The following is a 24,917-nucleotide window of genomic DNA, read 5'->3' on the forward strand; positions in this document are numbered from 1 at the left end:
CAAAATAATAATATATAAGTTTAAAATTTAATATCACCATCTAAAAAGGAGGTTAATATGTTTTTTGAAACATCTTTTTTAACTGTAATTGTAATTGTTTTTTTAGCTATTTACATTTTAAGTAGCGCAATCAAAATTCTTAAAGAATACGAAAGAGGAGTTGTTTTCAGGCTTGGAAGAGTAATTCCAGTTAAAGGACCAGGATTGGTTCTTATCTGGCCAGTAATTGACAAAATGGTTAAAGTAAGCTTAAGAATTGTTACAATGGATGTGCCAGCTCAAGACATTATTACAAAAGATAATGTTTCAGTAAAAGTAAACGCTGTTGTTTATTTTAGACCGATTGACCCAATTAAAGCAGTAACAGCAGTTGAAGACTTTTACTATGCCACAAGCCAGATTGCACAAACTACTCTTCGTAGTATTCTTGGACAGAGCGAACTTCAGGATTTGCTTACAAATCGTGAACAGATTAATGCAGAACTACAACAAGTGATTGATTCTCAAACTGAACCCTGGGGAATTAAAGTTACTGCTGTTGAAGTTAAAAATGTTGACCTACCTCAGGAAATGTTAAGAGCAATGGCAAGGCAGGCTGAAGCAGAAAGAGAGCGTAGAGCAAAAATTATTCATGCAGAAGGAGAACTTCAGGCTGCTGAAAAACTTACCGAGGCAGCAAGAATAATATCTTCTGAACCAGCAGCATTGCAACTAAGATACTTACAAACCTTAAAGGAAATTGCCTCAGAGAAAAATTCAACAATTCTCTTTCCTTTACCCATTGATTTAATAACTCCATTTATGGAGCTTTTATCTCGTGCTAAAAAATAAATTAACCTTTAAAGCACTGCTAAGGCTTTTTGCTTTAGCAGTGCTTGTTGCTTTATTAGTATTTTTGGCTTATGAATTTGGAATTATTGAATTATTTCTTAATGAAGAAAAGTTAAAAAAATTTATTCAATCTCTTGGTCCTTTCGGGGTGGTTGGTTTTATTATTTTACAAGCCTTTCAGGTTGTGGCAGCTCCAATTCCTGGTGAGGTTACTGGATTTCTTGGGGGATATTTATATGGTACCTTTTGGGGAACTGTTCTTTCAACAATAGGGCTTACCCTTGGTTCAGTAATTGCTTTTATTCTTGGAAGAGTTTTTGGAAAACCCTTTGTTGAAAGAGTTGTTGACCCTATTATTTTAGGTAAGTTCGATTATCTTCTACACCATAAAGGTGCATTTTTAGTTTTTTTTCTTTTTCTCATTCCTGGTTTTCCTAAGGATTATCTAAGTTATTTTTTAGGATTAAGTAGACTGAGTTTGTTTGAATTTACAGTGATTGCAGGGGTTGGTAGACTTTTTGGAACAACTCTTCTTTCACTAAGTGGAGATTATCTTAGGCATCATGAATATAAAAAATTCATAAGCCTTGCTGGTATAGCAATCATTGTAACAGTTACGGTATGGCTATTTAAAGAAAAAATTGAACGCCTTTTCAGAATATGGCATATAAGGAAATACAGAAAAAATAAAAAGAAATAGTTACCACTTAATCAAAGCTGAACCCCAGGTAAGCCCGGCTCCAAAGGCTGCAAGCATTACATAATCACCTCTTTTTATTCTTCCCCCATCAACAGCCTCATCTAAAGCAATTGGAATTGAAGCAGCAGAGGTATTTCCATATTTATTAATGTTAACCATTACTTTATCCATAGATAAGTCAAGACGTTTTGCCATTGCCTGAATTATTCTTATGTTTGCTTGATGGGGAACCAATAAGGAAAGTTCTGCAGAAGTTATTCCTCCCTTTTTTAACGTACTATCAACAGTTTCTTCAAGGGTTTTTACTGCAACTTTAAAGGTTTCATTGCCTCTCATTTTTATAAAGTTAAGCCTTTGCTTTATTACTTCTTCTGTAACAGGCATTTTTGCCCCACCTGCAGGCATATGAATAAAATCCCACATTGTTCCATCAGAAAATATATCTATAATCTTTATTCCTTCATCCTTTTTAGTTGGTTCAAGTATAACCGCGCCCGCACCATCGGCAAGAAGGACACAGGTTGTTCTATCAGTCCAGTCTGTAAATCTTGAGAGAGTCTCTGCTCCTATAACCAATGCTCTTTTTGATGCACCTGTTTTAATAAACTTTTCTGCTACTGCCAAAGCAAAAATAAAACCAGAGCAGGCTCCGTTTATATCAAAGGCTACTGCATTAGTTGCTCCAAGCTTCATCTGAAGGATACAAGCACAGGATGGAACAAGCATATCTGGTGTAACAGTAGCAACAATTATTAAATCTATATCTTCAGCTTTTAAATTGGCATTTTTCAATGCTTTAATTGATGCCTCATAGGCAAGGTCACTTGTTGCCTGTTGTGGTGATGCTATTCTTCTTTCTTTTATTCCTGTTCGTTCAGTTATCCATTCATCGGATGTCTCTACCATTTTTTCAAGGTCATGGTTTGTTAACACTTTCTGAGGGACATAAGAACCCGTTGACAGTATTCTGGCTTTCATTTATCTCCTCCGCATAATTTAGACTGTCTAAGATTTTTTTATATATTTGCTTTTTTGCCATTTCTACAGCAACTTTTATTGCATTTTTTATTGCCTTTGCTGAAGATCTTCCATGACATATTATGCTTGTTCCATTAATCCCAAGTAATAAGGCTCCACCATATTCAGAGTAATCGACTTTTTTACGAAAACTTTTTATTGCAGGTTTTATCATCATATAACCAAGTTTTCCTGTTATTATATCAGCAATTTCTTTTTTAAGCATTTTCATTAATGCCTCAGCAAGTCCTTCACCTACTTTTAAAACAATATTACCTACAAAACCATCACAAACAACAACATCTGCTGAACCGAAAAATATATCTTTTCCTTCAATATTACCTATGAAGTTAAGTTTGGATTTTTGAAGAAGTCTGAAGGCTTCCTTTGTTGCCTCATTTCCTTTTGTTCCTTCTTCACCAATACTAAGAAGAGCTATTCGAGGACAGGAGGAATTAAAAAGAACTTTATGATAGGCATCACCCATATGGGCAAATTGGAATAAATGTTCTGCTTTACAATCAACATTTGCACCCGCATCAAGTAGAATAAAGTGTCCTTTAAGACAGGGCATTACAGTGGCAATTGCTGGTCTGTCAACATTAGGAAGTTTTCCTAATAAGAGAAAACTTAAAGCCATCATCGCTCCAGAATTGCCTGCACTTATTACAGCATCAGCCTTGCCTTCTTTAACAAGTTGAACAGACTTTCTCATGGATGTATTTTTTCTTCTGATAGCAGAAGATATATTTTCATCCATTAAAATCTGGTCTTCTGCATTTAAAATTTGTAACCTACCCTTAAAATCCTTTCTTTCTTTTAGAAACTCCTTTATTTTCTTTTCATCGCCAACAAGGATAATTTCTATTTCTTCATTATCTGATACGGCTTCGTAGGCACCTAAGATATTTACTTCAGGGGCAAAGTCGCCCCCCATTGCATCAACAGCAATTTTTAACATTTTTTAAATTTACTCTTCGACCTCTAATAATTTCCTACCTTTATAGGTTCCGCAATTTGGGCATACTCTGTGAGGTAGCTTAGGTTCCTTACATTCTGGGCATTCAACCAAAGATGGTAAGCTCATTTTAAACCAATTTGCTCTTCTTTTATCCCTTCTTGAAGGGGTATGCCGATGTCTTGGATTAGCCATTTGCTTTCATCCTCCTTAAAAGTGATTGTAATATTGCCATTCTTGGATCAATTTCTTGGACAATGCATCCACATTCAGAATAATTTAAATCTGTTCCACATATAGTGCATAAACCTTTACAATCCTCAGAACATAAAGGTTTCATTGGAATATTTAGTAAAATCTGATCTCTAATAATATCCTCAGTATCAATTAATCCTTCTCTGTAGAAATCAACATCCATTTCATCTCTCTTTAGCTCTATTAGTTCCTCTTTATTTAAATGCTGAACAGGATGATATGTAACTTCAAGTAAAGTTTTTATAGGTAATATATATTCTTTAAGGCATCTACTGCATTGGAGTTCAACTTCTCCACTGACAACTCCTTTTATAAATACTTCAACCCCTCTTTTGTCTACCCTTAAAATTGCTTTAAAAGGTTGAATAATTTTTACTCCTTCTATTTTTGGAGTTTCTTCAACCGCTAAAGCAAGTCCTTCTTCTGGTATATCAAAGACCTCAATTTTCATTTTAAAAAACCTCAAAAATAAAATTCTCCCGTTAAACGGGAGATAAATTATTTTAACAGAAATTGAAAAAATTTTGTAAATTTAGTGAAAGAGGTTATAATCTTGGCTTTATCCATAGAGTGCCACATATTGCCTGATAATCACAGTATTGACAGTTTTTTCGTAAATTTTTAGTGGGATAAAAAGGAATTTGTATGTTAAATAACTCTTCAATTGTCATTGAAAGTAAATTTTTTATATACTTTAAAACTTCAATTTGAGACCGTAAATTATTCAATGGCTTAAATTCGATATTATTTAATTTTGATTTTCCAATTAAGAGATATATTCCCTCAATATCTTCAAAAGATATTTTCTTCTCTTTACTGTATGCTATTATGTAAAGGGGTATTTGAATACTTCCTACTTTATCCTCTACAAAGTAAGATAGATATTCATTTTTTTCTGATTTTCTAGTATTTTCATAATCTTTTATGCCTTCAATTAAAGTATCTATTTTAATTTTATAGGATTCTTCCCTGCCAGATGTTTTAAAGTCAACTATAAATATTTTCCCATCCCTTTCTTCTACAAGATCTATACGTCCTGTAATTTTTATATTTCTCCATTCAAAAATAAAAGGATATTCAACTTCCATTATTTTTAATTTTTTCTTTCTAATAATTGGCAAATAATATTTTTCAAGTAGCTCTCTTATTCTTTTTATCATTTGTCTCATAATTAAGTAAGGATTACCTACAATGTAATGTCCGTATCGTTCCTCAAACTCTTTTTTAACAAAATTTTCAACGAGGGTAATGTCTATATCTTCTGAGCTAAGATAATTTTTATGGACAAAAAGCCTAAAATATTTTTCCAGAACATTATGAAGTATAGTTCCTATAAAGGTTGAATCTATTTCTGTATCCTGCTTATTTCTTAATCTTAAAAGATAAGAATAATAAAATTTTAAAGGACACTTTAAGTAGGTATCAATGGCAGAAGGACTCAAATCAATATTTTTAAGAATCTGTAGATGAGTTTCGTTTTTTTCTATGGATTGGGGTTTTACTGCTGATAAATTAACTTTATAAAAAACAGAATGAGTTAATATTGACTCCTTTAACTTTTCTTTCTCCCATATAATTTTTTCTAAAAATCTTGATCTTTCCCTCTTTTCATCTTTTACATAAAATAAATGGACTTCTTCTGCTCCATTTATAAGCACTCGGAAATAATATTCAATTAACTTTTCTCTGTCTTTAAATGTTGGTAATTCAAGGGCTTCTCTTAATTTTAATGGCATTATATAGTCTTCATAAAGAGGAGGAAAAATTTCTTCATTTAAATCTGGGAAAAAAACAGTTTTAAATCTTATATTTCTTGTCTCAAGAAAACCAAGAATTTGTAGCCCCCTTACAGGCAGTCCCTCAAAGGGATACTTTACACTCTTTATAAATCCCTTTAAAAAATTGAAATAGCTTACTATATCTTTAAATTTTGTCTCTTTTGCAAGACTATGGCAGAGTTCTCTGAGTTTATCTAAAAAAATTTGATAGAAGGGAAAAAAAAGAGGGTGATACCTTGCTGTGCTTTGTAAGTATATGAATTCAATGGCATCATTGCATTTTGAAGCAAAATCCAAGAGATTGTCTATTTTTAAAAAGGGAAAAATAAGCGTTTTGTGTATTTCCTTTAAATGCTTTTTTATCTTGCTGAGACTGTATTCTTTTAATTCTTCTGTATTTTGATATACTCTCTCAAGTACAGAATTTTCTATATCTTCGATTGATAAAACTATATTTCCTTCTTCTGAAAAGTAGTTTTCAATGGAGTGAAAGATTATTCTTGTTAAAGTAGCACTTTTATGGATTTCATTAAAATATAAAGATTCCTCATGGTATTTTATGTTTTTAACATAGGGATGAAGAACAAACTGCAGATACTCTGATAGAGCCACATAATGTTTACCACTGCCATCGGTAAAAATATTATTTAAAAGTTGAGATAGACACTCAAAAAAATTCCAAATAGGAGTTCTTATTATGGGATACCCCATCGATATGTTGTATTCCTTTTCTTCTAAAAATGTTAATCCTTGCCTTAAAAGAGGGAAAAGTAAGTCCTCAGAAGGTAAGACAACCACGATATCTTCAGTTAATTTTCTTTCATTTAGAATATTCCCGATTAGATAAATCTGACCATGTCTGTCAGGACATTGGTAAATTTTAATATCAGGTTTTTTTTCATCTGATGATTCTTCTTCGTAAATCCAGAAAGTTAAATCTTCTGAAATGTCTCCACTTTGGACATGTTCATCTAATTTTTTAAAAAATTTCTTTTCAGCTCTTGTTAATCCAAAAAAACCACAAAAAATTATAGATTTAAATTCTGAAAAAATTGAAAAAATTTCATTTTCCGCAACTTTTCTGTATTTAAAAGATCTTGTTGCAAATCTGTTATTCTCAATGAATTTATAAAACATCTCGTATACTTTATACAAAGAATTGTAAGAACTAATAAGAGAATCATAGTATTTGAATTTTTCTGGGCTTACCATTTCAATAAAGAGCTCCTCAAAGGTATCAAAAATTTTCAAACCTAAGGGATAAAACTCATAAAAGGATTTAATCATAGAAAGGGTTTCCTCATATTTTAAAAAGTCAGGAAAATCCTCTCTGATTATCTGATAAAGAAGATAAATATTATCAGGAAAGGAAAGATCTTTAAAGTCCTTGAAAAAACTATTGAATATGTAATCAATCAGCTCATCCATTGAAAAAATTTTTGGAGGGTAAATAGCTTTTCTTATGCGCTCCTTAAAACATTTCATCATAAAGTATTTTGGTCTTTTGTTAGGGAAGACTATCAAGGTTGATGAATAATCCGTGGTGTTGTCTGCCTTATCAATTATATAATCTACAATCTTTTCTATCATATTTTCTCTGGGAGACAGTATTATTTCTTTCATACTTTTTTTCTCATAATTTGATTATTCTGTCCTTGGTAGATAAATAAATAAACCCTTCTATTTTTCTGTCAAAATAGAGTTCCTTTAGAAGTTCCATATATAGCTTTGTCTGATTTATTGCCTTCTGTTCATCGGGGAGAATACCAAATTTATATTCGATAACTGTTATTCTATCTGAATCTACAATTAATTTATCAATTCTGTGAAGATTTCCATCTAAATCAAGAATCTCCTTTTCTGTGTAAATCTCTCTTTTAGGTTGATATCTGAAATATTTTTCAAATCTATTTATCGTTTTCATTATTAGAGTTTTTATTTCTTCAGGGTCATAGTTTTGTTTAAATTCAAAATTAAGTTTTCTTATTCTTTCTTCAAGGTCTTTTTCAAAGAAATCTTTGTTTTCGATAAATAAAATAGAAGCCATTAATTTGTGAATGAATTCTCCCTTCTTTATTTCATAAATATTTACAGGTTCTTCTTCCAATGGATAATCAAAGAAGTTTTTATTTACAAAATGATTTACAAATATTTGTTGACTATTTTCCTGTTTGACTTTAGGAATCATACGGTAATATTCTTGCTCAATGGAATACTCTTGATTTTCATATAAACACTTAACTACTTGATTTTTTCTTGGACAGCTTTTACTTTTTGAATTTTCATCCTTCCTTTCACAGGACACTACTATGTATAAAACTTCTTTTGCCCTTGTTAAAGCAACATATAATTTGTTGAGATCATCAGTAAAATTTCTATTAAAAAATTTATCTTTTACTTTTTTTATTCTTTTCAGGTATTCATTTTGCAAAATTTTGTCATCAGGAAGCTTTAGGAAATCATTACCATCAAAAACAATTTTATCTATTTTAGTTGTATTAATATCCGTTAACAATATTACAGCAGGAAATTCTAATCCCTTTGCCTGATGAACAGTCATAAGAGTCATTGCATCTTTGCCAATAGGTTTACTTATATCCCAAAATCGTTCATCTTCATCCCCACTTGTTTCATAAAATTCAATAAATTTTTTCAATCCGCTTCCTTCTGCTTCAAACTTTAAAATAACCTCTAAAAATTTTATCAATGCCGATTCTTCATCAGGGAAATTGTCAAAAAGAGAAAACCGATTATAAACTTCTGTTAATAGATCATAAAGAGGTAAAAAACCTGTTTTCCTTAAGATATTGGAAAAATAATTTTTCCAGATATAAGGAAAGTGTTTTTGAAACTTTTTGTAATATGGTTGACCATCATAATTCAATTTTTTGTTGCAAGAAAGCAAAAAATTTTCAACTTTACTTTCCCAGTTTGTAAACTCCTTTGAAAAGACTTTTTTCGATATATCTCCAAGCAAAAAACTACTAAAAGAAAAATCATCAACAGGAGAATCAAGAAATTTGAGAAGAAAAACTAGTTCAGCAATAATCTTCCTTTTTCGTACATCAAGACTGCTATATGACAAGAAATCAAATCCTTCTTCATTAAGCCATGTACTTATGTTTGTTAGTGTTTCGTTTTTAAAGGCTAAAAGGGCAATGTCTGAATAAGAAAATCCCTGTTTTCTGATTTTCTTAATTAACTGGATAATTGTCTTCCTTTCCTTTTCCTCTTTTTCATCTTTATCACCCTTTTCATATTCAATTTTTTCAATTTTTACGCAACCGATTTCTTTTAAATCATCCTTTTCCTGCTGTTCACAATCACAGAGTCCTGAAAGAACAAGAGGGATAGCAAACTCAGAATTTGTAGGATCGTTATCTTCGACATAATATTCCCTGTCATCGGATATATTAATTAGATATTCGTTAAGTTCCTTTTTAAAAAAATTTTTTACAAAATTTAAAATTTTTCCACCAGAACGGTAGTTTTTTGATAAGTTAAGTATGTAATATTTGGGAACAGATTTAAAAGTTTGGGGGCTTTCTGCTTCTTTAATAAGTTCAGTCATTATTGTATAGTCAGCTCCTCTAAAACCATAGATAGCCTGCTTTGTATCGCCAACTATTAGAAGACTTCCACCCTCTGAAAGAGAGTTTTCAATTAGCATCTTCAAATTATTCCATTGCACAGGAGAGGTATCCTGAAACTCATCTATAAAATAATGATAGATTCTTTCACCGAGCTTAATATAAATTTCAGGGATTGAAAGCTCATCAAGCTTTGATTTTATTAGATTATTAACATCCTCAATAAATATCTTCTGTTGTCTCCTTTTAAGGGCTTCAAGATTTTCTGCAAAATAGAAAAAGACAATAAAATAGGGCAAGAAATATTTCTTACAGTAAATTGTTACATAATCAGCAACAGCTCTCTTTAGATTGCTCCAGGCTTCATCTATTTGAGGAGTACTTTTTTTTACAGGATTTTTGTTAAAAGTTCCTTTCATTACAGCATTAAAATCATCCTTCTTAAGTGATTCAATTATTCCTGGGATTTTACTATCTGATCTAAAACTGCCTCCACTGTCTTGAACTTTTTTTTCAAAATCTATCACTGCCCTTTTTAATTTTTCCTTTGCCTTATCAAAATCTCTAAGATATCCCTTAAATTTTTCAATATCTTCGTAAGATAAATTATAACCATTGATAGAAAGAAGATTATAAATATTTTTCAATTCATCAAAAATTTTTTCTCCAGGATTCCATATATAACTGGAGTCTACTGTTAGATTTTCTTCCATTTTATCTATAACTTCCATAATAAAGGAGGTCATTTCAGATTCATCTCTGAATAAATTTAAGAAATTTTCAAAGGCACTATAAAGGAAATTTTCATTTTTCATGAGAATATCAAAATCACCAAAATAACCAAATCTAATAGCTTCTGCTTTAAATATTTTTGTTAGAAAACTGTCAATTGTTCTAATCTGCAAATCAGAATAATTATCAAGAATTTTTTCTATTAAAATACCAGCCTTCTCTGTAATTGCCTCATCAGACAAATTAAGATGCCAAAACTCCTTTAAAGCATCTTCTTCTTTAAAATAAAGTTTTTTTAACCAGTTCAGTATCTTTTCCTTTATTTCTATGGCAGCATTATTTGAAAAAGTAATGGCAAGAATATTCTTTAATTCATTGTGAATTATTTTTTCTGAAAGAAGAAATTCAACAAAAGTCTTTGTGAGAAAATAAGTTTTTCCACTTCCTGCTGAAGCTTTAACAATTGTAAAATTTGGAAAACTTTTTACTTCTTCTGAAAAGGCTTTTAATTCACCCATATCTAATTATACTAATTATACTAAACCCTATAAATCCTTTTTCAAAAATATGAATCTTGATGAAATTTTTGACTATTGTAGGCAAAAATTGCCTATTTTATTGACATACTTTTTGTCAACAAGATTAATAATTCCTAAGAAATTCCTTAAAATTATAAGACTTGTAGTATTAGCCAAGGAAATACTTCCCTGGCATGTAAATTGTTATTTCAAAATTATCAAAAAATTTATGGAGGTATTAGAATGAATATAAGACAGATATCAATAAACTTATCAAAAAATATGAACCGATTTATAGTTTTAAATATTCTTATGCTAATCGCCACATGGGCTATTTTTCTATATTTCAGTAAATATGAACAAAAAGAAGTGCTTGCAGGCATATTATTAGCAGGTTTAGGTCTAATTATTTCCAATTTCACCATTGCAAAAACATTAAAAAGAAAAATGGAAAAGATTATAAAACATTCCCTTGATCAGGTTGAAACCCAACTTTATTTCGATGAATTAACCTCAGTTTATAATCGAAAAGCAGGTATGAACAGACTTAACGAAGAAATAGCAAGAGCAAGAAGGAGCGGAAAACCTATCTGTGTTGCTATTCTTGACATAGATAATTTTAAAATTATAAATGATACATACGGTCATCTTGTAGGAGATAGAGTCTTAAGGCATGTAGCATTGCAGATTAAAAATTCTTTAAGAACCTGTGATATTGTAGCAAGATATGGAGGTGAAGAATTTCTTATAATTTTGCCTGATACCGATGAAATTAATGCTATCATGGCTTTAGATAGAGTCAAAATGAATGTCGCTAAAAAACCAATTAGAGTTGGACGGGAATATCTTTATATAACTGTTAGTATAGGCGTTAAGGAAATATCTTACAATGAACATCCTCTATCATCAATAGATAAAGCAGACAAAGCCCTTTATCAGGCAAAGAAAAATGGTAAAAATAAGATAGAAGTTTTCTTAAATTACGCTCACAACAAAAACTAAGCTACAGAAAAGGTCTCTATTTTATTTTTCCAAAACTCCTCTAATCGGATTTTTAAAGAGGAGAAGGATTGTAAATAGGGGTCTTTTTTTAAGAGTATTTCCGCTTCTTCTCTTGCAATTTGTAAAAGAGCTTTGTCTTTGATTAAATTAGCAGATTTTAAGTCCGGCATCCCTGATTGTTTAGTCCCAAAAAATTCTCCCGGTCCTCTTATATTCAAATCTTCTTCAGCAATTTTAAACCCATCATTAGAATTTACCATAGCTTTTAATCTCAATTTTGCCTCTTCTGTCATTTTATAAGGTATAAGAATGCATTTTGATAACCTTTGTCCTCTTCCGACTCTTCCTCTTAATTGATGAAGTTGGGCAAGTCCAAATCTTTCAGCATGAGTTATTATCATAAGTGTTGCATTTGGGACATCAACTCCTACTTCAATAACTGTAGTTGCAACAAGTATTTGTATATTACCTTTTCTAAATTCATTCATTATTTCTTCTCTTTGTTTTGGAGGGATTCTTCCATGAAGAAGTCCAATTTTATAATTAGGAAAAATCTTTTGAAGAGCTTCGTATCCCTGTGTAGCTGACTTTAAATCTAAAATTTCTGATTCCTCTATAAGAGGATAAACAACATAAACCTGTCCACCAGAATTTATTTCTTCCTCAATCATTTTATAAACAATTTTTTTATCCTTAGGTTCAACAACCTTTGTTAAAACCGGTTTTCTTCCAGCCGGAAGCTCGTCAATTATAGAATAGTCAAGATCTCCATAAACAGTAAGCGCTAATGTCCTTGGTATAGGAGTAGCTGTCATTACAAGAGTATGAGGATTTAAACCTTTTTTCTTAAGAATCGACCTTTGTAAAACACCAAATCTGTGCTGTTCATCAATTATTACAAGTCCAAGATTTTTAAACTGTACATCTTCTTGAATAAGAGCATGGGTACCAACAACTATATTTGCTACTCCAGATGATATTAAATCTGTATACTTATTGTAAGAAGATGTATGGATTACAATGTTTATTTTCAAACCTTTTAGAAGGGACAAAAGATTAAAATAATGTTGTTCTGCCAAAATCTCTGTTGGCGCCATTAAAGCAGATTGATATCCTGATTCAACTGCCCTCAGCATTGCAATCAATGCTACAACTGTTTTACCTGAACCCACATCTCCCTGAAGAAGTCTATTCATAGGCACTGTTTTTTCCATATCATTGAGTATTTCATTAATAACTCTGTTCTGTGCTTTTGTAAGCTTAAAGGGAAGATTTTTAATAAGTTTATCAATTAAGTTTCCGTCTCCCTTTATTGATATCCCCTTTTCTTTTAATCTTTCATTTTTTAACATCAGAATGCCAAGCTGTAAGAGAAATAATTCATCAAAGGCTATTCTTTTATGATATGGAGTTTTTTTCTCATTTAGCAGATTAATATCAGAATCATCGGGAGGGAAATGAATTTTATAAATTGCTTCATAAAGATTGGGTAAATTAAGTTTTTGTAATAAATTATCTGGCATGAAATCTTCTATGTAATTAAAGGAGTATTCTAATGCTGAATTAATAACTAATTGTATCTGTTTCTGAGATAGTCCTTCTGTAAGTCTGTATACAGGAACGATTTTTCTGTCCTGTTCCGTTTCAGAAAATTCTAAGATTTCAAATTCGGGATTAAGTATTTCGTATGATGTACCTGTATAATCTAACTGAACTTTACCAAATATTTTTATTTTTATTCTTTCTTTAAGAATTCGCTTGAGATAGTTTTGATTAAACCATTTTGCTCTTATAAATCCTGTTTTATCTGAAATTATTGCTTCTATGATTGTTAATCCTCTTTTAGTTTTAATCTCATTGATTTGTACGATAACACCTTCAATACTTACAAAATCACCTATACTTATTTCATAAATCTTTTTTTTGTTTCTACGGTCTTCATAATGTATAGGAAAATAATAAACAGCATCCTTTACTGTGTTTATTCCTAATTTTTGAAGAAGTAATAGTTTTTTAGGACCTACTCCTTTAAGATATCGTATAGGTAAGTCTAATCCTTTGTCTACAAGCATTTTAAATTTTTAAAATAGACGACTTCAATTTAAGTTTCTTTACGGAAACCTTCCTGAAGAGATTTGTCTGCCTCTTTAAGTTTTAATTGAGCATATTCAGATTCGCTTAAAACATCAATGTTCCAGCCTGTTAATTTTGAGGCTAATCTCACATTCTGCCCCTTTTTCCCAATTGCCAAAGAAAGCTGATCATTTTCCACTACTACTATTGCAGTTTTTTCTGATTCATTAATCCCAACCTTTAAAACAGTTGCAGGTGTCAAAGCCTTAGCAATAAATAAACTTGGATCTTCGCTATAGGGTATTATATCTATCCTCTCCCCTCTTAATTCTCTAACAACAGATTGAACTCTTGTTCCTTTCATACCCACACAAGCACCCACTGGATCTACAGATGGATCCTTTGAAAATACCGCTATTTTAGTTCTTTCTCCTGGATCCCTTGCAATGCTTTTTATTTGTACTATTCCGTCCTGAATTTCAGGCACTTCAAGATGAAATAATCCTATAACAAAATTAGGATGGGTTCTTGATATTTTTATAATTGGATCTTTAGCTGTTTGTCTAACTTCGTATATATAGGCTTTAATTATATCTCCTCTTTTTAAATTGTCCTGAGGGAGCATTTCTTTCTCAGGCAAAATTACTTCAGCTTTACCAACAAGAATATAGAAATTTCCCTTTTCTTTTCTTAAAACTGTTCCGCTTATGATACTGCCTACTTTATCTTTAAATTCTTCATATATTATAGAACGTTCAATATCTCTAATTTTTTGAAAAAGAACCTGCTTTGCAGTCTGTACAGCAATTCTTCCAAAATCTTGAATGGAAAGAGGAATTTCTACTGTATCTCCAATGCCTTTATCTACAAATTTTTGCTTAGCTTCTTCTATGGAAATTTCTGAAGAAGGATCATTAACTTCTTCAACAACCTTTTTAATCTCAAAAATTTTTATATCAAATATTTGGGGATCTATTTTTAATTTAATAGTTGACTTATTTCCATATTTTTTTCTAATAGCTGATATAAGAGCAGCCTCAAGCAGTTCTATTACTGCATCCTTGTTAATACCCTTTTCTCTCATTATTTGTTCTGTTAAAAGTTTTAACTCTTTTCCCATATCATTACCCTATATAAATTTGTGCTTTAAGAATTTTATTTAATGGAATAAATAAAAGTTCTCCCCTTTCAGATTTTTTTCTACCCTTTTTATCAGTCTCTTGAATTTCTATTCTCACCCAATCATCACCAACATCTATTATTTTACCAATAAAAAATGTTTTATCAGATATTTTTTCTTTTGTAGTTATTTTCACTTTTTTTCCTATGTTTCTTAAAAAATCTCTTTTTCCTTTTAAAGGTCTGTCTATACCTGGAGAAGATACCTGTAATATATAGGAACTTTTTATAGGATCTTCAATATCAAGTATTGCCTCCAAAGAACGAGAAAAATTTTCACAATCTTTTACAGTAACACCACCATTTTTATCAATAAAAACTGTAACTACCAATCCTTTCCCCCCAGGATGAACTTCTATGTCAATAACTTCAACTCCCTCGGTTTCGCTAACTTCAACTGCATAATTACTTATGATTTCTTTTAATTCTTTAATATTCAATTGATACCTCTATTCCATCAAAATAAAAGAGTGGGAGTACCCACTCTTTCAAAAAGTTTAACACTTTTAAAAACTTTAAAGCAACACCAGAATAAATCCGGTGTTGCTTTCATTATATCCTGCTAAATTATTTTTTCTCAGCAGGTTTTTCAGGAGCTTTTTCAGGAGCCTTTGGTGCTTCAGGAGCCTTTGGTGCCTCAGGAGCCTTTGGTGCCTCAGGTGCTGGTGCAGGTGCTGGTGCTGGTGCAGGTGCTGGTGCCTCAGGTTTCTTTGGCTCTTCAGCCTTCTTACATCCCAAAGCAAAGCTAAAGGATACCATAAGAATTAATGAAAGTACTAATGCCAATATTTTCTTCATCTTACGTATTCACCTCCTTTCAACTATGATTTTTTAATGTCAAAACCGAAATCCCTTTGACTTTTATTTTTTACCATTGAGTATATCTTTTTGTCAACCCTATTTTTTATCTATTTTACAACCACTCTATGTCCTGTAAGATTAATAATTAAAACTACTAATGCTATGATTACCAAAGCTAAAATTACAGCTAATCCAGCATCACCTGCAACCTTAATTTCATCAATTTTTAATGCCAGGTTATGTAAAGTTGTTTCATCGAGTTTTGAAAGCCTGTCCATAATTTCCTTTTCAGAGTATCCAAAATCTTTAAGTCTTTGCGAAACAATTTTCATTTCGAGAAATTTTTGAACTTTTTCCAAATCCTGTGCTTTTGTGTTAAGAGTTAATTCGGATGGGATAAAAGCAGCAGTAGCAGATTGAACCATTCCGATTACCAATATGGCTACAATTAGGTAAATTGATAAAAATTTCTTAAACATAAAGCACCTCCTATTTGGTTTTTAGGTTTTTAATTTTATCAAGAGTATTCTGATAATACTTAATTTTTTCTGTATTTTCCTTTTCAAGTTCTATTGCTTTTTTAACCAATTCTTCCGCTTCATCAAGATTTATGTTCTTTGTTAAATAAAGCCAAGCAAGGTTGTTGTAGGCATCGGCAAGTTTATTGTCTTTTTTAATCGCCTTTTTAAAGTTTACTTCAGCATCATCAAATTGGTTTTGCTTAAAATATAAGTTTCCGAGAAAAAGAAAGCCTCTTGCATCATATTTTGAAGCCTCTTTAAAATGTTTTATTGCTTCATCAATAAGTCCTTTTTTTTCATAACTTAATCCAAGTTGAAGATGTTCTTCAGGAGTAAGAGGATCCTTTAAAACTACTATTTGAGGCATACTGCATCCAGAAATAAAAATAAAGAAGAGAAAAATTATTGACAACTCTTTTTTAAACATTGAATAAATTATACCATAAAACTGTTAAAATTACATTATGCCTTATTTCGATGTATCTATTCCCCAAAAAGTTAAAGTGTTAACATACTATTTCGAAAAGGAGATTGATTTAACAGGTTATGCAGTAACAGTTCCATTAAAAAACAAATTAGTTGAAGGAATTGTAATAGATAAAAAAGATTATAAACCTGTTGAAGTTGAACAGATAAAAAAAATTGAATCTATTCTCGGAGAAGCCTATTCAAAAAGTTTTATCGATTTTTTGAAATGGATGAGTTTTTATTATCTCACAGAAACAGGAACTGTTCTTAGAGCAACCTTCTTTAATGAGATAATTTCCATTTTAAAAGGAAAAAGAGGAAAAAAATCTTCTTCTAAGCTACTAAATAAGAAAAAAATAAATTTATCCTTTGAAAGTATCCCAATAAATATCGAAACATTATCAAAAATAACAGACTTAGCTAAAGAATCTAAATATAAGACATTACTAATTCACACTCCAAATATCCTTTATGAAATAAAATTAATGATAGAAGCAGTAAAAGAGCTTTTACATCTTGAGGGAACTGTGCTGTTGATTTTTTCTGAAATCAGAGATGCTATATCATGCTTTGAATATTTTGAAAAGCATTTTAATGATAAAGCTGTATTAATTCATAGTGAAATGACAAAAACTGAATTAAAAAACTCCATAAAAAAAATAATATCTAATGAAGTAAAAATAATTGTTGGAACAAGATCTGCAATTTTTGTTCCTGTTAAAAAACTCTCTATGATTATGATTTCCCAAGAATCAAGTTGGCTTTATAAAGCTGAAGAATCTCCAAGATATCAAACAAGGGATTGCGCTGTAAAAAGAGGCTTTATTGAAAATTGTCCTGTAATTCTTTTTGACACAATACCTTCAGTAACTTCTTATTATAATGTTTTATCTGGAAAATTTAAATTTATTGATGATTTTAATCAACTTAAACATCCTGAAATAAAAATTTTAAGGCAACCTCGAAACAACCTTTTTCATCCTGATATTCTGCTTAATCTGAAACTTTTGGAAAAAGAAAAAGTACTTGTGATTTCTCCAAGAGCTGGATTTAGTCTTTTAAGATGTTCAGACTGTGGAGAAATAATTAAATGTGATAGATGTGGAAGTAGAATGATTTTTAATAAGAATAATTTAACCATTAGATGTAATCGCTGTAATTTAACTGTTAAAACCTTCGAATCTTGTCCCTACTGTGCCTCTTTAGACCTCTATCCATTAGGCATCGGTGTTGAAAGATTAAAAGAAGAACTTCAAAAAATTTTTTCCAAAAGAGATGTGGAAATAAAAGATTTTGATTTAGGACAAAATCAAATGCAGGGAATTTTTATTGGACAGGCAAGCAAGCTTAAAAAAACATATACGTCAATATTTAAAGGAGCTGTTTTTGTAGATTTTGATTTCTTCCTTACTATTCCTGATTACAGGGCAATTGAAAATGCCTTTGCTAAAGTTTTATCTATCAGCCATCTTATAAGGGAAGAAGGTATACTTTTTATTCAGACAGGAAAACCAGAAATGGATATTTTCAAATTTTTCCGTTCTTACAATTTTAAAGAACTCTACTTGACGGAACTTAAAAATCGTAGAGAAGCTAATTTCCCTCCCTTTGTTAGATTGGTTAAAATAAGTTTCCTTCTAAAAAAAACAACCTCAACAGATATAATTGAAGAGTTAAAAAGATTCTTAAAATCTAATATATCAGGAGAAATAATCGGTCCAGTTAAAGGAGAACAAACATATGAATTTGTGTTTATCCTTCGCTCAAAGGAAAAAAGAAGACTAATTGAAGATTTATCAAAAAATATTGATAAGCTTAAAGATTTCAAAGGAATTACTTATAAAATAGAAGTAGACCCTGTAAGTTTAAAAATCTAAAAAAAGTTTTGTTTTGTCTTTCCGAAATATTTTTCTTGCGAACTCAATATCCTGAGCTATTCTGTTTTTAAGTTCCTCTGAAGAAGTAAACTTTTTTTCATCTCTAAGTCTTTCAATAAAATGAACTCTTATGATTTTTCCAAGTAGGTCTTCTTTAAAATCAAGGATATGAACTTCGTAACTTAAATTTGTATTGCCAAATGTAGGATTTTTGCCAATATTTGCAACGCCTTTAAAAGTTAATCCATCTTTAATGGTCACTTTAACAGCATATACTCCTTCCTTTGGAATTATCTCCTGTTTTGGCAGTATATTTGCTGTGGGATATCCAAGAATTGATGAACCTCTGCCAGCTCCCTTTATCACTTCTCCATCTATGTGATAAGCTCTACCTAAAAAAAGGTTTGCCTCTTTAATGTTACCCTCCATAAGAGCATTTCTTACAGCAGTACTACTTAAAATTTTTCCTCTTTTTTTATATGCTTTAACTACTGTAACTTTAAATCCGTAAAATTCTGAAAGTTTTTTAAGCATTTCTCGATCTCCTCGTCTATTTTTGCCAAACCTGTAATCATATCCAACTATAATCCATTTTGCATTAAATTTATCTAAAAGTATTTTGCTCACAAAATCTTCTGCCTCTATTTGAGCAAATTCCAATGTAAAGGGTATGCAAATTGTAATATCTATTCCACACTTCTCAATTAATTTTATTTTATCTTCTACTGTTGTTATAAGTTTTAATGGATGCTCTTTAAAAAGTACTTTTATTGGATGAGGATTAAAGGTAACAACAATACTTTTACCACTAATTTGCTTTGCCTTTCTCTTTACAAAATCAAAAAGTTTTTGATGTCCAAGATGAACGCCATCAAAATTACCTATTGTAATAACTGTATTAGCATGCTCAATTTTTTTAACTTCCCTAATTACCTGCATATTTTCTCTCCAAAGTGATGAGTTTTTGAAATATTGCCTCAACCTGTACGGAAGTTTCCTCAATACTTCCAGAATTATCTATTATATAATCTGACTTTGATTTTTTCATCTCTATTGGAAACTGACATTTAAGTCTGCGTGATACCTCTTCTTCAGAAATTCCCTTTTGTTTGAGTCTTTCAACTGCGATTTTCTCTGGTGTATAGACTGTAATTATTATATCAAATTTGTTTTGATAACCTCTTTCAAAAATAATTGGAGCCTCAACAACTACAATTAGAGGTTCTCCTCTCTTAGGAATGTTCTTTATTAAATCATCAATTTTTTCAAAAACCCTTGGATGAAGAATATTTTCAAGATATATTCGCATAAGAGGATTATCAAAAACTACTTTTGCTATGTATTTTTTGTCTAACTTACCATTTACTAAAACTTCTTCTCCAAATAATCTCTTGATTTCTTCGATTATTTCTTTCTTTTCAAGAAGTTCTTCTACAATTTTGTCTGTGTTTATAACATAAGCACCAAGTTTATGAAAAATTTCTGCCACTGTGCTTTTACCCATTCCGTAGTTTCCTGTAAGCCCCACTTTAATCATTTTTAAGCATCTCCTTTAATTCTCTAAGTTTTTTCAGAGCTTTTTGGGGAGATAAATTTTCTATATCAATTTTTGCTAACTCTACTAAAATAGGGTCTCCCTGAAAGAAAAGATCAAGTTGTCTTGCCAGTGGCTTAAAGGTTTGAAATTCTCTTTTTTCCAATCTCTGCAAAATCTCTCTTGCTCTGCATAATATTTCCTGTGGTAGCCCTGCAAGTCTTGCCACTTGAATACCATAACTCTTGTCAGTTCCTCCCTTTTCTATTTTTCTTAAAAAAATTATTTCATCGCCCCATTCTTTAACAACAACTGTATAATTTTTAACACATTCTATATTAAAAGCAAGTTCGGTCAGTTCATGATAGTGAGTAGCAAAAAGAGTTCTTGCTTTAATTTTTTCAGCGATATATTCTACAACAGCCCAAGCAATACTTATTCCGTCAAAAGTGCTTGTACCTCTACCTACTTCATCAAGTATTATGAAACTTTTTGATGTAGCATTATTAAGAATATTTGCTGTCTCTATCATTTCAACCATAAAAGTACTCTGTCCCTTTGATAGATAATCAGAAGCTCCTATACGAGTAAAAATTCTGTCTACTATTCCTATTTTTGCTTTAGTTGCAGGGACAAAAGAACCAATCTGAGCCATCAATACAATTAAAGCATTCTGCCTCAGATATGTAGATTTTCCTGCCATGTTTGGACCTGTAAGGATTATAATTTTTTGTTCTTCTGAACCTATTAAAAGATCATTGGGGATAAATCTCTGTTCAGGAAGTCTGCCCAATTGAATAAGTCTTTCTATAACTGGATGTCTTCCATCCTGTATTTCTATTATTTCATCTTCACATATCTCAGGTCTTACATAATTATTTTTTGATGCTACTGAGGCAAGGCTACATAAAAAATCCAGATAACCTAATGTATTAGCATTTTGAAGTATAAAGTCTGTGTAGGGATTTATTTTATTTATCAATTCTATATAAAGTTCTTGTTCAAGGGCTTTTAGTTTTTCCTCAGCTCCGATAATTTTCGATTCAAGCTCTTTAAGTTCCTCTGTTATAAATCTTTCAGCATTAGCGAGGGTTTGTTTCCTTATATAATAAGAGGGGACAAGATGTAAATTAGGCTTTGTTACCTCAATATAGTATCCAAAAACTCTATTAAATCCTATTTTAAGCGAATTTATTCCTGTTTTTTTCCTTTCTTCTAATTCAATATTCAAAATATATTTTTTACTTTCATGAGCTAAAATTCTCAGTTCATCAATAATTGCATTATAACCTTTCTTAAAAATTGATCCTTCTGTTACAGTATGAGGTGGATTTTCAACAAGGGCATTTTCAATAAGATTTACCATCTCATTTAGTTCAAAGAGTTTATCAAAGAGTTCTTTAATTTCTAATAATTCAGCCTTTGCAAGGCTTGATTTTATATTAGGTATCTTTTTTAAACCTTCTTTTAATGCTTTCAGTTCCTTTGGAGAAATACTTCCTGACTTAATTTTAAGGGCAAGTCTTTCTATATCAGGAAAATCCTTTAGAATGCTCTGAATAGATTGTCTCAAAATGGAATCTCTATAGAAAAATTCCACTTGATTAAGTCTTTTTTCTATTTCTGATATCTTAAGAAGAGGACAATTAAGAGCATTTTTTAAAAATCTTGTTCCCATTGAAGTCATTGTTTCATCTAAAACCCCTAAAAGAGAACCCTCTGTGCTACCATCAAGGGAGGTAAAAATTTCTAAATTTTTTTTAGTAGCAGTATCAAGAAGCATAAAATCAGATAGATTCAAAACTCTTAACTTTTTAAACTCTGTCTTCTGTTTATTTTCTTCTAAATATTTGATAAGTGCTCCCGTTGCTGACACAGCAGTTGAAAAATCTTCAATACCAAAGCTTTTTAGAGATGTAACTTTAAAATGCTCTAATAAAGTCCTGTAAGAAAGCATATAATCGAATTTCCAGTCATCAAGGCAGGTAATAGAATAGGAAAGATTTTCAAATTTTATTGTATCTTCAAGACTTTTTGGAATCAAAATCTCTTTTGGTTCAAATCTTCCTATTTCATCAATTATGCTTTTTTTGCTTTCATAAAGAATAAAATCTCCGATAGTAATATCTGCAAGGGCAATTCCTACTTTTCCTTTTGTTGGATACATTGCCATTATATAAACATTTTCTTTGACTCCTTCTGGTAAATAAGTTCCTGGAGTTAATACTTTCAATACCTGTCTTTCAACAATTCCTTTTGATGTTTTTGGATCACCAACTTGTTCGCAAATTGCTACTTTATAACCTTCCTTTATGAGTTTTTCAATATAAGAATCAGCAGCAAAATAGGGGATGCCACACATTGGAATAGGATTTTCCTTTGATTTATCTCTTGATGTTAGGGTTATGCCTAAAATTTTTGATGCTAATATGGCATCTTCTGCAAACATTTCATAGAAATCACCGAGCCTGAAAAAGACAATAGAATCTTTATATTGTTCCTTTATTTTCATATATTGACGCATAAGAGGGGTAAGTTCTTCCTGTAAGAAATTTTTAGAGTTCATTATTTTTATTATAAATTATATTTAGCATAAACTCGAAAGGATTATTCCTAATTTTAAAAGATAAAGTGGTATAATATGAAAAATTAAAACTGGAGGGTAAGATGGTTTTCAAACTAAAAGCAGAGGATGTCTATAAAAATTGCGATGAATCTATCTTTCAGTTTGATACAACCATAGATTTAGAACCCCTAACAGGTACCATTGGTCAGGATAGAGCTATCGCTGCTTTAGATTTCGGATTAAATTTACCTGCAAAGGGATTTAATATATACGCTTTAGGAATTCAGGGTACGGGGAAAATGCGTGCCATTAGAACTATGCTTTCAGAAAAAGTCAAACAAGAGCCTGTACCTCCAGATTGGTGTTATCTTCATAATTTTAAAAACCCTGATGCTCCAATTGCAGTGAGTTTACCTCCAGGGAAAGCTAAAGAATTTCAAAAAGATATGGAAAATCTAATAAATACCTTGAAAATTGAAATTCCCAAAGCCTTTGAATCAAAGGAATATGACAAACAGAGGAACAGAATTCTTGAAGATTTTCAGCAAAAACAAAAAGAATGGTTTTCTGCAATAGAAGAAGAGGCAAGAGCAAAAGGCTTTGCAATTCGTAAAGCTCTTGCTGGATTAATAATTGTTCCTGTAAAACGGGATGGTGAACCACTTACAGAAGAAGAATTCCAAGCCCTTGATTCTGAGACAAGAAAGAGAATTGATGAACTTGGCAAAATGCTTCAAGACAAACTTGATGATGTTGTAAGAGCAGTTAGAGAAGCAGAAAAAATTGTAAAAGATATGCTAATCCGTTTAGAAAGACAGATTGCCCTTGATGTATTAGAGCAACCCATTGAAGAGCTTAAGAAAAAGTATTCTTTCAATGAAAAAATTATAGAATACCTCAATGCTGTAAAAGAAGACATACTTAATAATGTTCAGGATTTTAAGATTCAAGAAGAAGCTGTTCCGCCCATGCCTCCTTTTATGAAGCTTCAAAGAGAAGTCTCCTTTGCTAAATACAGCGTTAATGTTATTGTTGACAACTCTAACACTGAAGGAGCTCCTGTTGTCTATGAACCTAATCCAACATATCTTAATCTTTTCGGACGAATTGAATATAAAATCCAATATGGAATGGCAATAACTGATTTTACCATGATCAAACCTGGTTCTCTTCATAAAGCAAATGGTGGTTATCTTGTAATTGATGCTATGGCTTTAATAAAAAATCTTTTCTCCTATGATGCCTTAAAAAGAGCATTAAGAAGCAGAGAAATTCGCATAGAAGATGTTTGGGAACAATATAGGCTAATCACCACTACTACACTCAGACCTGAACCAATTCCATTAGATGTTAAAGTTATTCTTACTGGAACTCCTTTTCTGTATTACATACTATACAACTATGACGATGAATACAGAGAACTTTTCAAAGTAAAAGCAGATTTTGATATTAGAATGCCAAGAAATGAAGAAAATATAAAAAAATATGCTCAATTTATCGCTTTGTGTCAAAAGGATGAAGGACTTCTTCCTTTTCATCGAGGAGCTGTTGCAAAGATTGTAGAATATGGATCAAGGTTAGCTGAACATCAAGAGAAACTTTCAACTCAGTTTAGCAGTATCGCAGACTTAATAAGAGAAGCCCATTTCTGGGCAAAAAAAGACAGGAAAGATATAGTTTATGCTGAACATGTAAAAAAAGCTCTCGAGCAAAGGGTTTACAGATCAGCAAGTATAGAAGAAAAACTTAGAGAACTAATTCTTGAAGATGTTTTGATTGTAGAGACCTCAGGTAAAAAGATTGGACAAATTAACGGACTTGCTGTTATTGATTTGGGAGATTATAGCTTTGGCAAACCTTCTCGTATTACTGCAAGAGTATATCTTGGGAAAGCAGGCATAATTAACATTGAAAGAGAGACAAAGATGTCCGGAAAGATCCATGAAAAAGCTATAATGATTCTTTCAAGTTATCTAATGAGTAAATATGCCATAAAAAAACCAATTAGCCTTAGTGCCTCTCTTACTTTTGAGCAACTCTATGAAATGATAGAAGGAGATAGCGCAACCTGTGCAGAACTTTATGCCCTTTTAAGTAGCATTGCTGAAATACCTCTTAAACAAAATATTGCAGTTACTGGCTCAATGGACCAAAGGGGAGAAGTGCAACCTGTTGGAGGAATTAATGAAAAAATTGAAGGATTCTTTGAACTATGTAAAATTAGAGGATTCGATGGAACCCATGGAGTAATAATTCCAAGAAGAAATGTAAAACATCTAATGTTGAAAGAGGAAATCCAGAAAGCAATAAAAGAAGGAACCTTCCACATTTATGCTATTGATTATGTAGAGGAAGGACTTGAAATACTTACAGATATGCAAGCTGGTGAACTTACTGCCGATGGAACATATCCTGAAGGAACTATAAACTATCATATAATGAAAAAGCTTGAAGAAATGTCAAAGTTATTTAAAAAGAAAGAAAAAGATAAAGAGAATGATCAAGGTTTATAAAACC

20 protein-coding genes are annotated in these 24,917 nt (G+C 31.1%); 5 read left to right on the plus strand and 15 right to left on the minus strand.

The features are described from left to right. Positions 1-57 precede the first annotated feature (57 nt). Positions 58-831 carry a slipin family protein gene (locus QI155_RS09360; RefSeq protein ID WP_068860158.1) on the plus strand — a complete coding sequence of 258 codons (774 nt, stop codon included), beginning with the start codon at positions 58-60 and terminating at the stop codon, positions 829-831. Next, the gene (locus tag QI155_RS09365; RefSeq protein WP_068860160.1) at positions 818-1,531 is read left to right on the plus strand and encodes a TVP38/TMEM64 family protein; all 714 of its coding nucleotides are present in this window, start codon (positions 818-820) and stop codon (positions 1,529-1,531) included. Before QI155_RS09360 ends, QI155_RS09365 begins: the two co-directional genes overlap by 14 nt. Here QI155_RS09365 and QI155_RS09370 read toward each other — a convergent pair whose 3' ends face one another. From QI155_RS09370 to QI155_RS09395, 6 genes are all read right to left on the minus strand, one after another. After that, positions 1,532-2,509 (minus strand): beta-ketoacyl-ACP synthase III, encoded by a 978-nt coding sequence (locus tag QI155_RS09370; RefSeq protein WP_068860162.1) that lies wholly within the window; start codon positions 2,507-2,509, stop codon positions 1,532-1,534. Continuing rightward, positions 2,448-3,509 (minus strand): phosphate acyltransferase PlsX, encoded by a 1,062-nt coding sequence (gene plsX / locus QI155_RS09375; protein WP_068860164.1) that lies wholly within the window; start codon positions 3,507-3,509, stop codon positions 2,448-2,450. The genes QI155_RS09370 and plsX overlap by 62 nt, the downstream gene beginning before the upstream one ends. Before the next feature lie 9 nt (positions 3,510-3,518). Then, the gene (gene rpmF / locus QI155_RS09380) at positions 3,519-3,701 is read right to left on the minus strand and encodes a 50S ribosomal protein L32 (RefSeq protein WP_068860166.1); all 183 of its coding nucleotides are present in this window, start codon (positions 3,699-3,701) and stop codon (positions 3,519-3,521) included. Further along, complete coding sequence (locus tag QI155_RS09385) at positions 3,694-4,212, minus strand: DUF177 domain-containing protein (protein WP_281321487.1); 519 nt, start codon at positions 4,210-4,212, stop codon at positions 3,694-3,696. The genes rpmF and QI155_RS09385 overlap by 8 nt, the downstream gene beginning before the upstream one ends. Positions 4,213-4,306: 94 nt before the next feature. Further along, positions 4,307-7,162: a PD-(D/E)XK nuclease family protein gene (locus QI155_RS09390; RefSeq protein ID WP_281321488.1), complete on the minus strand. Its 2,856-nt coding sequence runs from the start codon at positions 7,160-7,162 to the stop codon at positions 4,307-4,309. Positions 7,163-7,172: 10 nt separating this feature from the next. Then, on the minus strand, positions 7,173-10,379 hold the full coding sequence (locus tag QI155_RS09395; protein ID WP_281321489.1) for a UvrD-helicase domain-containing protein: 3,207 nt from the start codon (positions 10,377-10,379) through the stop codon (positions 7,173-7,175). Positions 10,380-10,622: 243 nt separating this feature from the next. Between QI155_RS09395 and QI155_RS09400 the strand changes: the two genes are divergently transcribed. After that, positions 10,623-11,381 (plus strand): GGDEF domain-containing protein, encoded by a 759-nt coding sequence (locus QI155_RS09400; protein ID WP_068860178.1) that lies wholly within the window; start codon positions 10,623-10,625, stop codon positions 11,379-11,381. On the opposite strand, the gene recG is transcribed toward QI155_RS09400, so the two are convergent. The 6 genes from recG to QI155_RS09430 form a co-directional block, all read right to left on the minus strand. Further along, complete coding sequence (recG, locus tag QI155_RS09405) at positions 11,378-13,453, minus strand: ATP-dependent DNA helicase RecG (protein WP_281321490.1); 2,076 nt, start codon at positions 13,451-13,453, stop codon at positions 11,378-11,380. The two genes, QI155_RS09400 and recG, sit on opposite strands and share 4 nt — an antisense overlap. Before the next feature lie 29 nt (positions 13,454-13,482). Beyond that, on the minus strand, positions 13,483-14,574 hold the full coding sequence (gene nusA / locus QI155_RS09410; protein WP_068860182.1) for a transcription termination factor NusA: 1,092 nt from the start codon (positions 14,572-14,574) through the stop codon (positions 13,483-13,485). Positions 14,575-14,578: 4 nt separating this feature from the next. After that, positions 14,579-15,073, minus strand: a complete 495-nt coding sequence (rimP, locus tag QI155_RS09415) for a ribosome maturation factor RimP (RefSeq protein WP_068860184.1) — start codon at positions 15,071-15,073, stop codon at positions 14,579-14,581. Between the two features lie 127 nt (positions 15,074-15,200). After that, positions 15,201-15,431 carry a hypothetical protein gene (locus QI155_RS09420; RefSeq protein WP_068860186.1) on the minus strand — a complete coding sequence of 77 codons (231 nt, stop codon included), beginning with the start codon at positions 15,429-15,431 and terminating at the stop codon, positions 15,201-15,203. Positions 15,432-15,541: 110 nt separating this feature from the next. Then, positions 15,542-15,913, minus strand: coding sequence for a PA2779 family protein (locus tag QI155_RS09425; RefSeq protein ID WP_068860188.1), 372 nt, complete (start codon positions 15,911-15,913; stop codon positions 15,542-15,544). A 10-nt stretch (positions 15,914-15,923) separates the two neighbouring features. Next, positions 15,924-16,322: a tetratricopeptide repeat protein gene (locus QI155_RS09430; protein WP_068860190.1), complete on the minus strand. Its 399-nt coding sequence runs from the start codon at positions 16,320-16,322 to the stop codon at positions 15,924-15,926. Between the two features lie 97 nt (positions 16,323-16,419). On the opposite strand from QI155_RS09430, the gene priA reads away from it, so the two are divergent. Continuing rightward, the gene (gene priA, locus QI155_RS09435; protein ID WP_068860192.1) at positions 16,420-18,300 is read left to right on the plus strand and encodes a primosomal protein N'; all 1,881 of its coding nucleotides are present in this window, start codon (positions 16,420-16,422) and stop codon (positions 18,298-18,300) included. Here priA and QI155_RS09440 read toward each other — a convergent pair. From QI155_RS09440 to mutS, 3 genes are read right to left on the minus strand one after another with little or no spacing between them, the layout of a single operon-like run. Then, complete coding sequence (locus tag QI155_RS09440) at positions 18,289-19,239, minus strand: bifunctional riboflavin kinase/FAD synthetase (RefSeq protein WP_068860194.1); 951 nt, start codon at positions 19,237-19,239, stop codon at positions 18,289-18,291. The two genes, priA and QI155_RS09440, sit on opposite strands and share 12 nt — an antisense overlap. Then, entirely contained in the window at positions 19,226-19,837 is a 612-nt protein-coding gene (gene coaE, locus QI155_RS09445) for a dephospho-CoA kinase (RefSeq protein WP_068860196.1), read from the minus strand. Before coaE ends, QI155_RS09440 begins: the two co-directional genes overlap by 14 nt. Continuing rightward, positions 19,830-22,400: a DNA mismatch repair protein MutS gene (gene mutS, locus QI155_RS09450; protein ID WP_281321491.1), complete on the minus strand. Its 2,571-nt coding sequence runs from the start codon at positions 22,398-22,400 to the stop codon at positions 19,830-19,832. The genes coaE and mutS overlap by 8 nt, the downstream gene beginning before the upstream one ends. A 101-nt stretch (positions 22,401-22,501) precedes the next feature. On the opposite strand from mutS, the gene QI155_RS09455 reads away from it, so the two are divergent. After that, positions 22,502-24,913, plus strand: a complete 2,412-nt coding sequence (locus tag QI155_RS09455; RefSeq protein WP_068861509.1) for an ATP-binding protein — start codon at positions 22,502-22,504, stop codon at positions 24,911-24,913. Positions 24,914-24,917: the final 4 nt, after the last annotated feature.

Source organism: Thermodesulfovibrio sp. 1176, from assembly GCF_029946585.1.
In the GTDB taxonomy this organism is placed as follows: Bacteria; Nitrospirota; Thermodesulfovibrionia; order Thermodesulfovibrionales; family Thermodesulfovibrionaceae; genus Thermodesulfovibrio.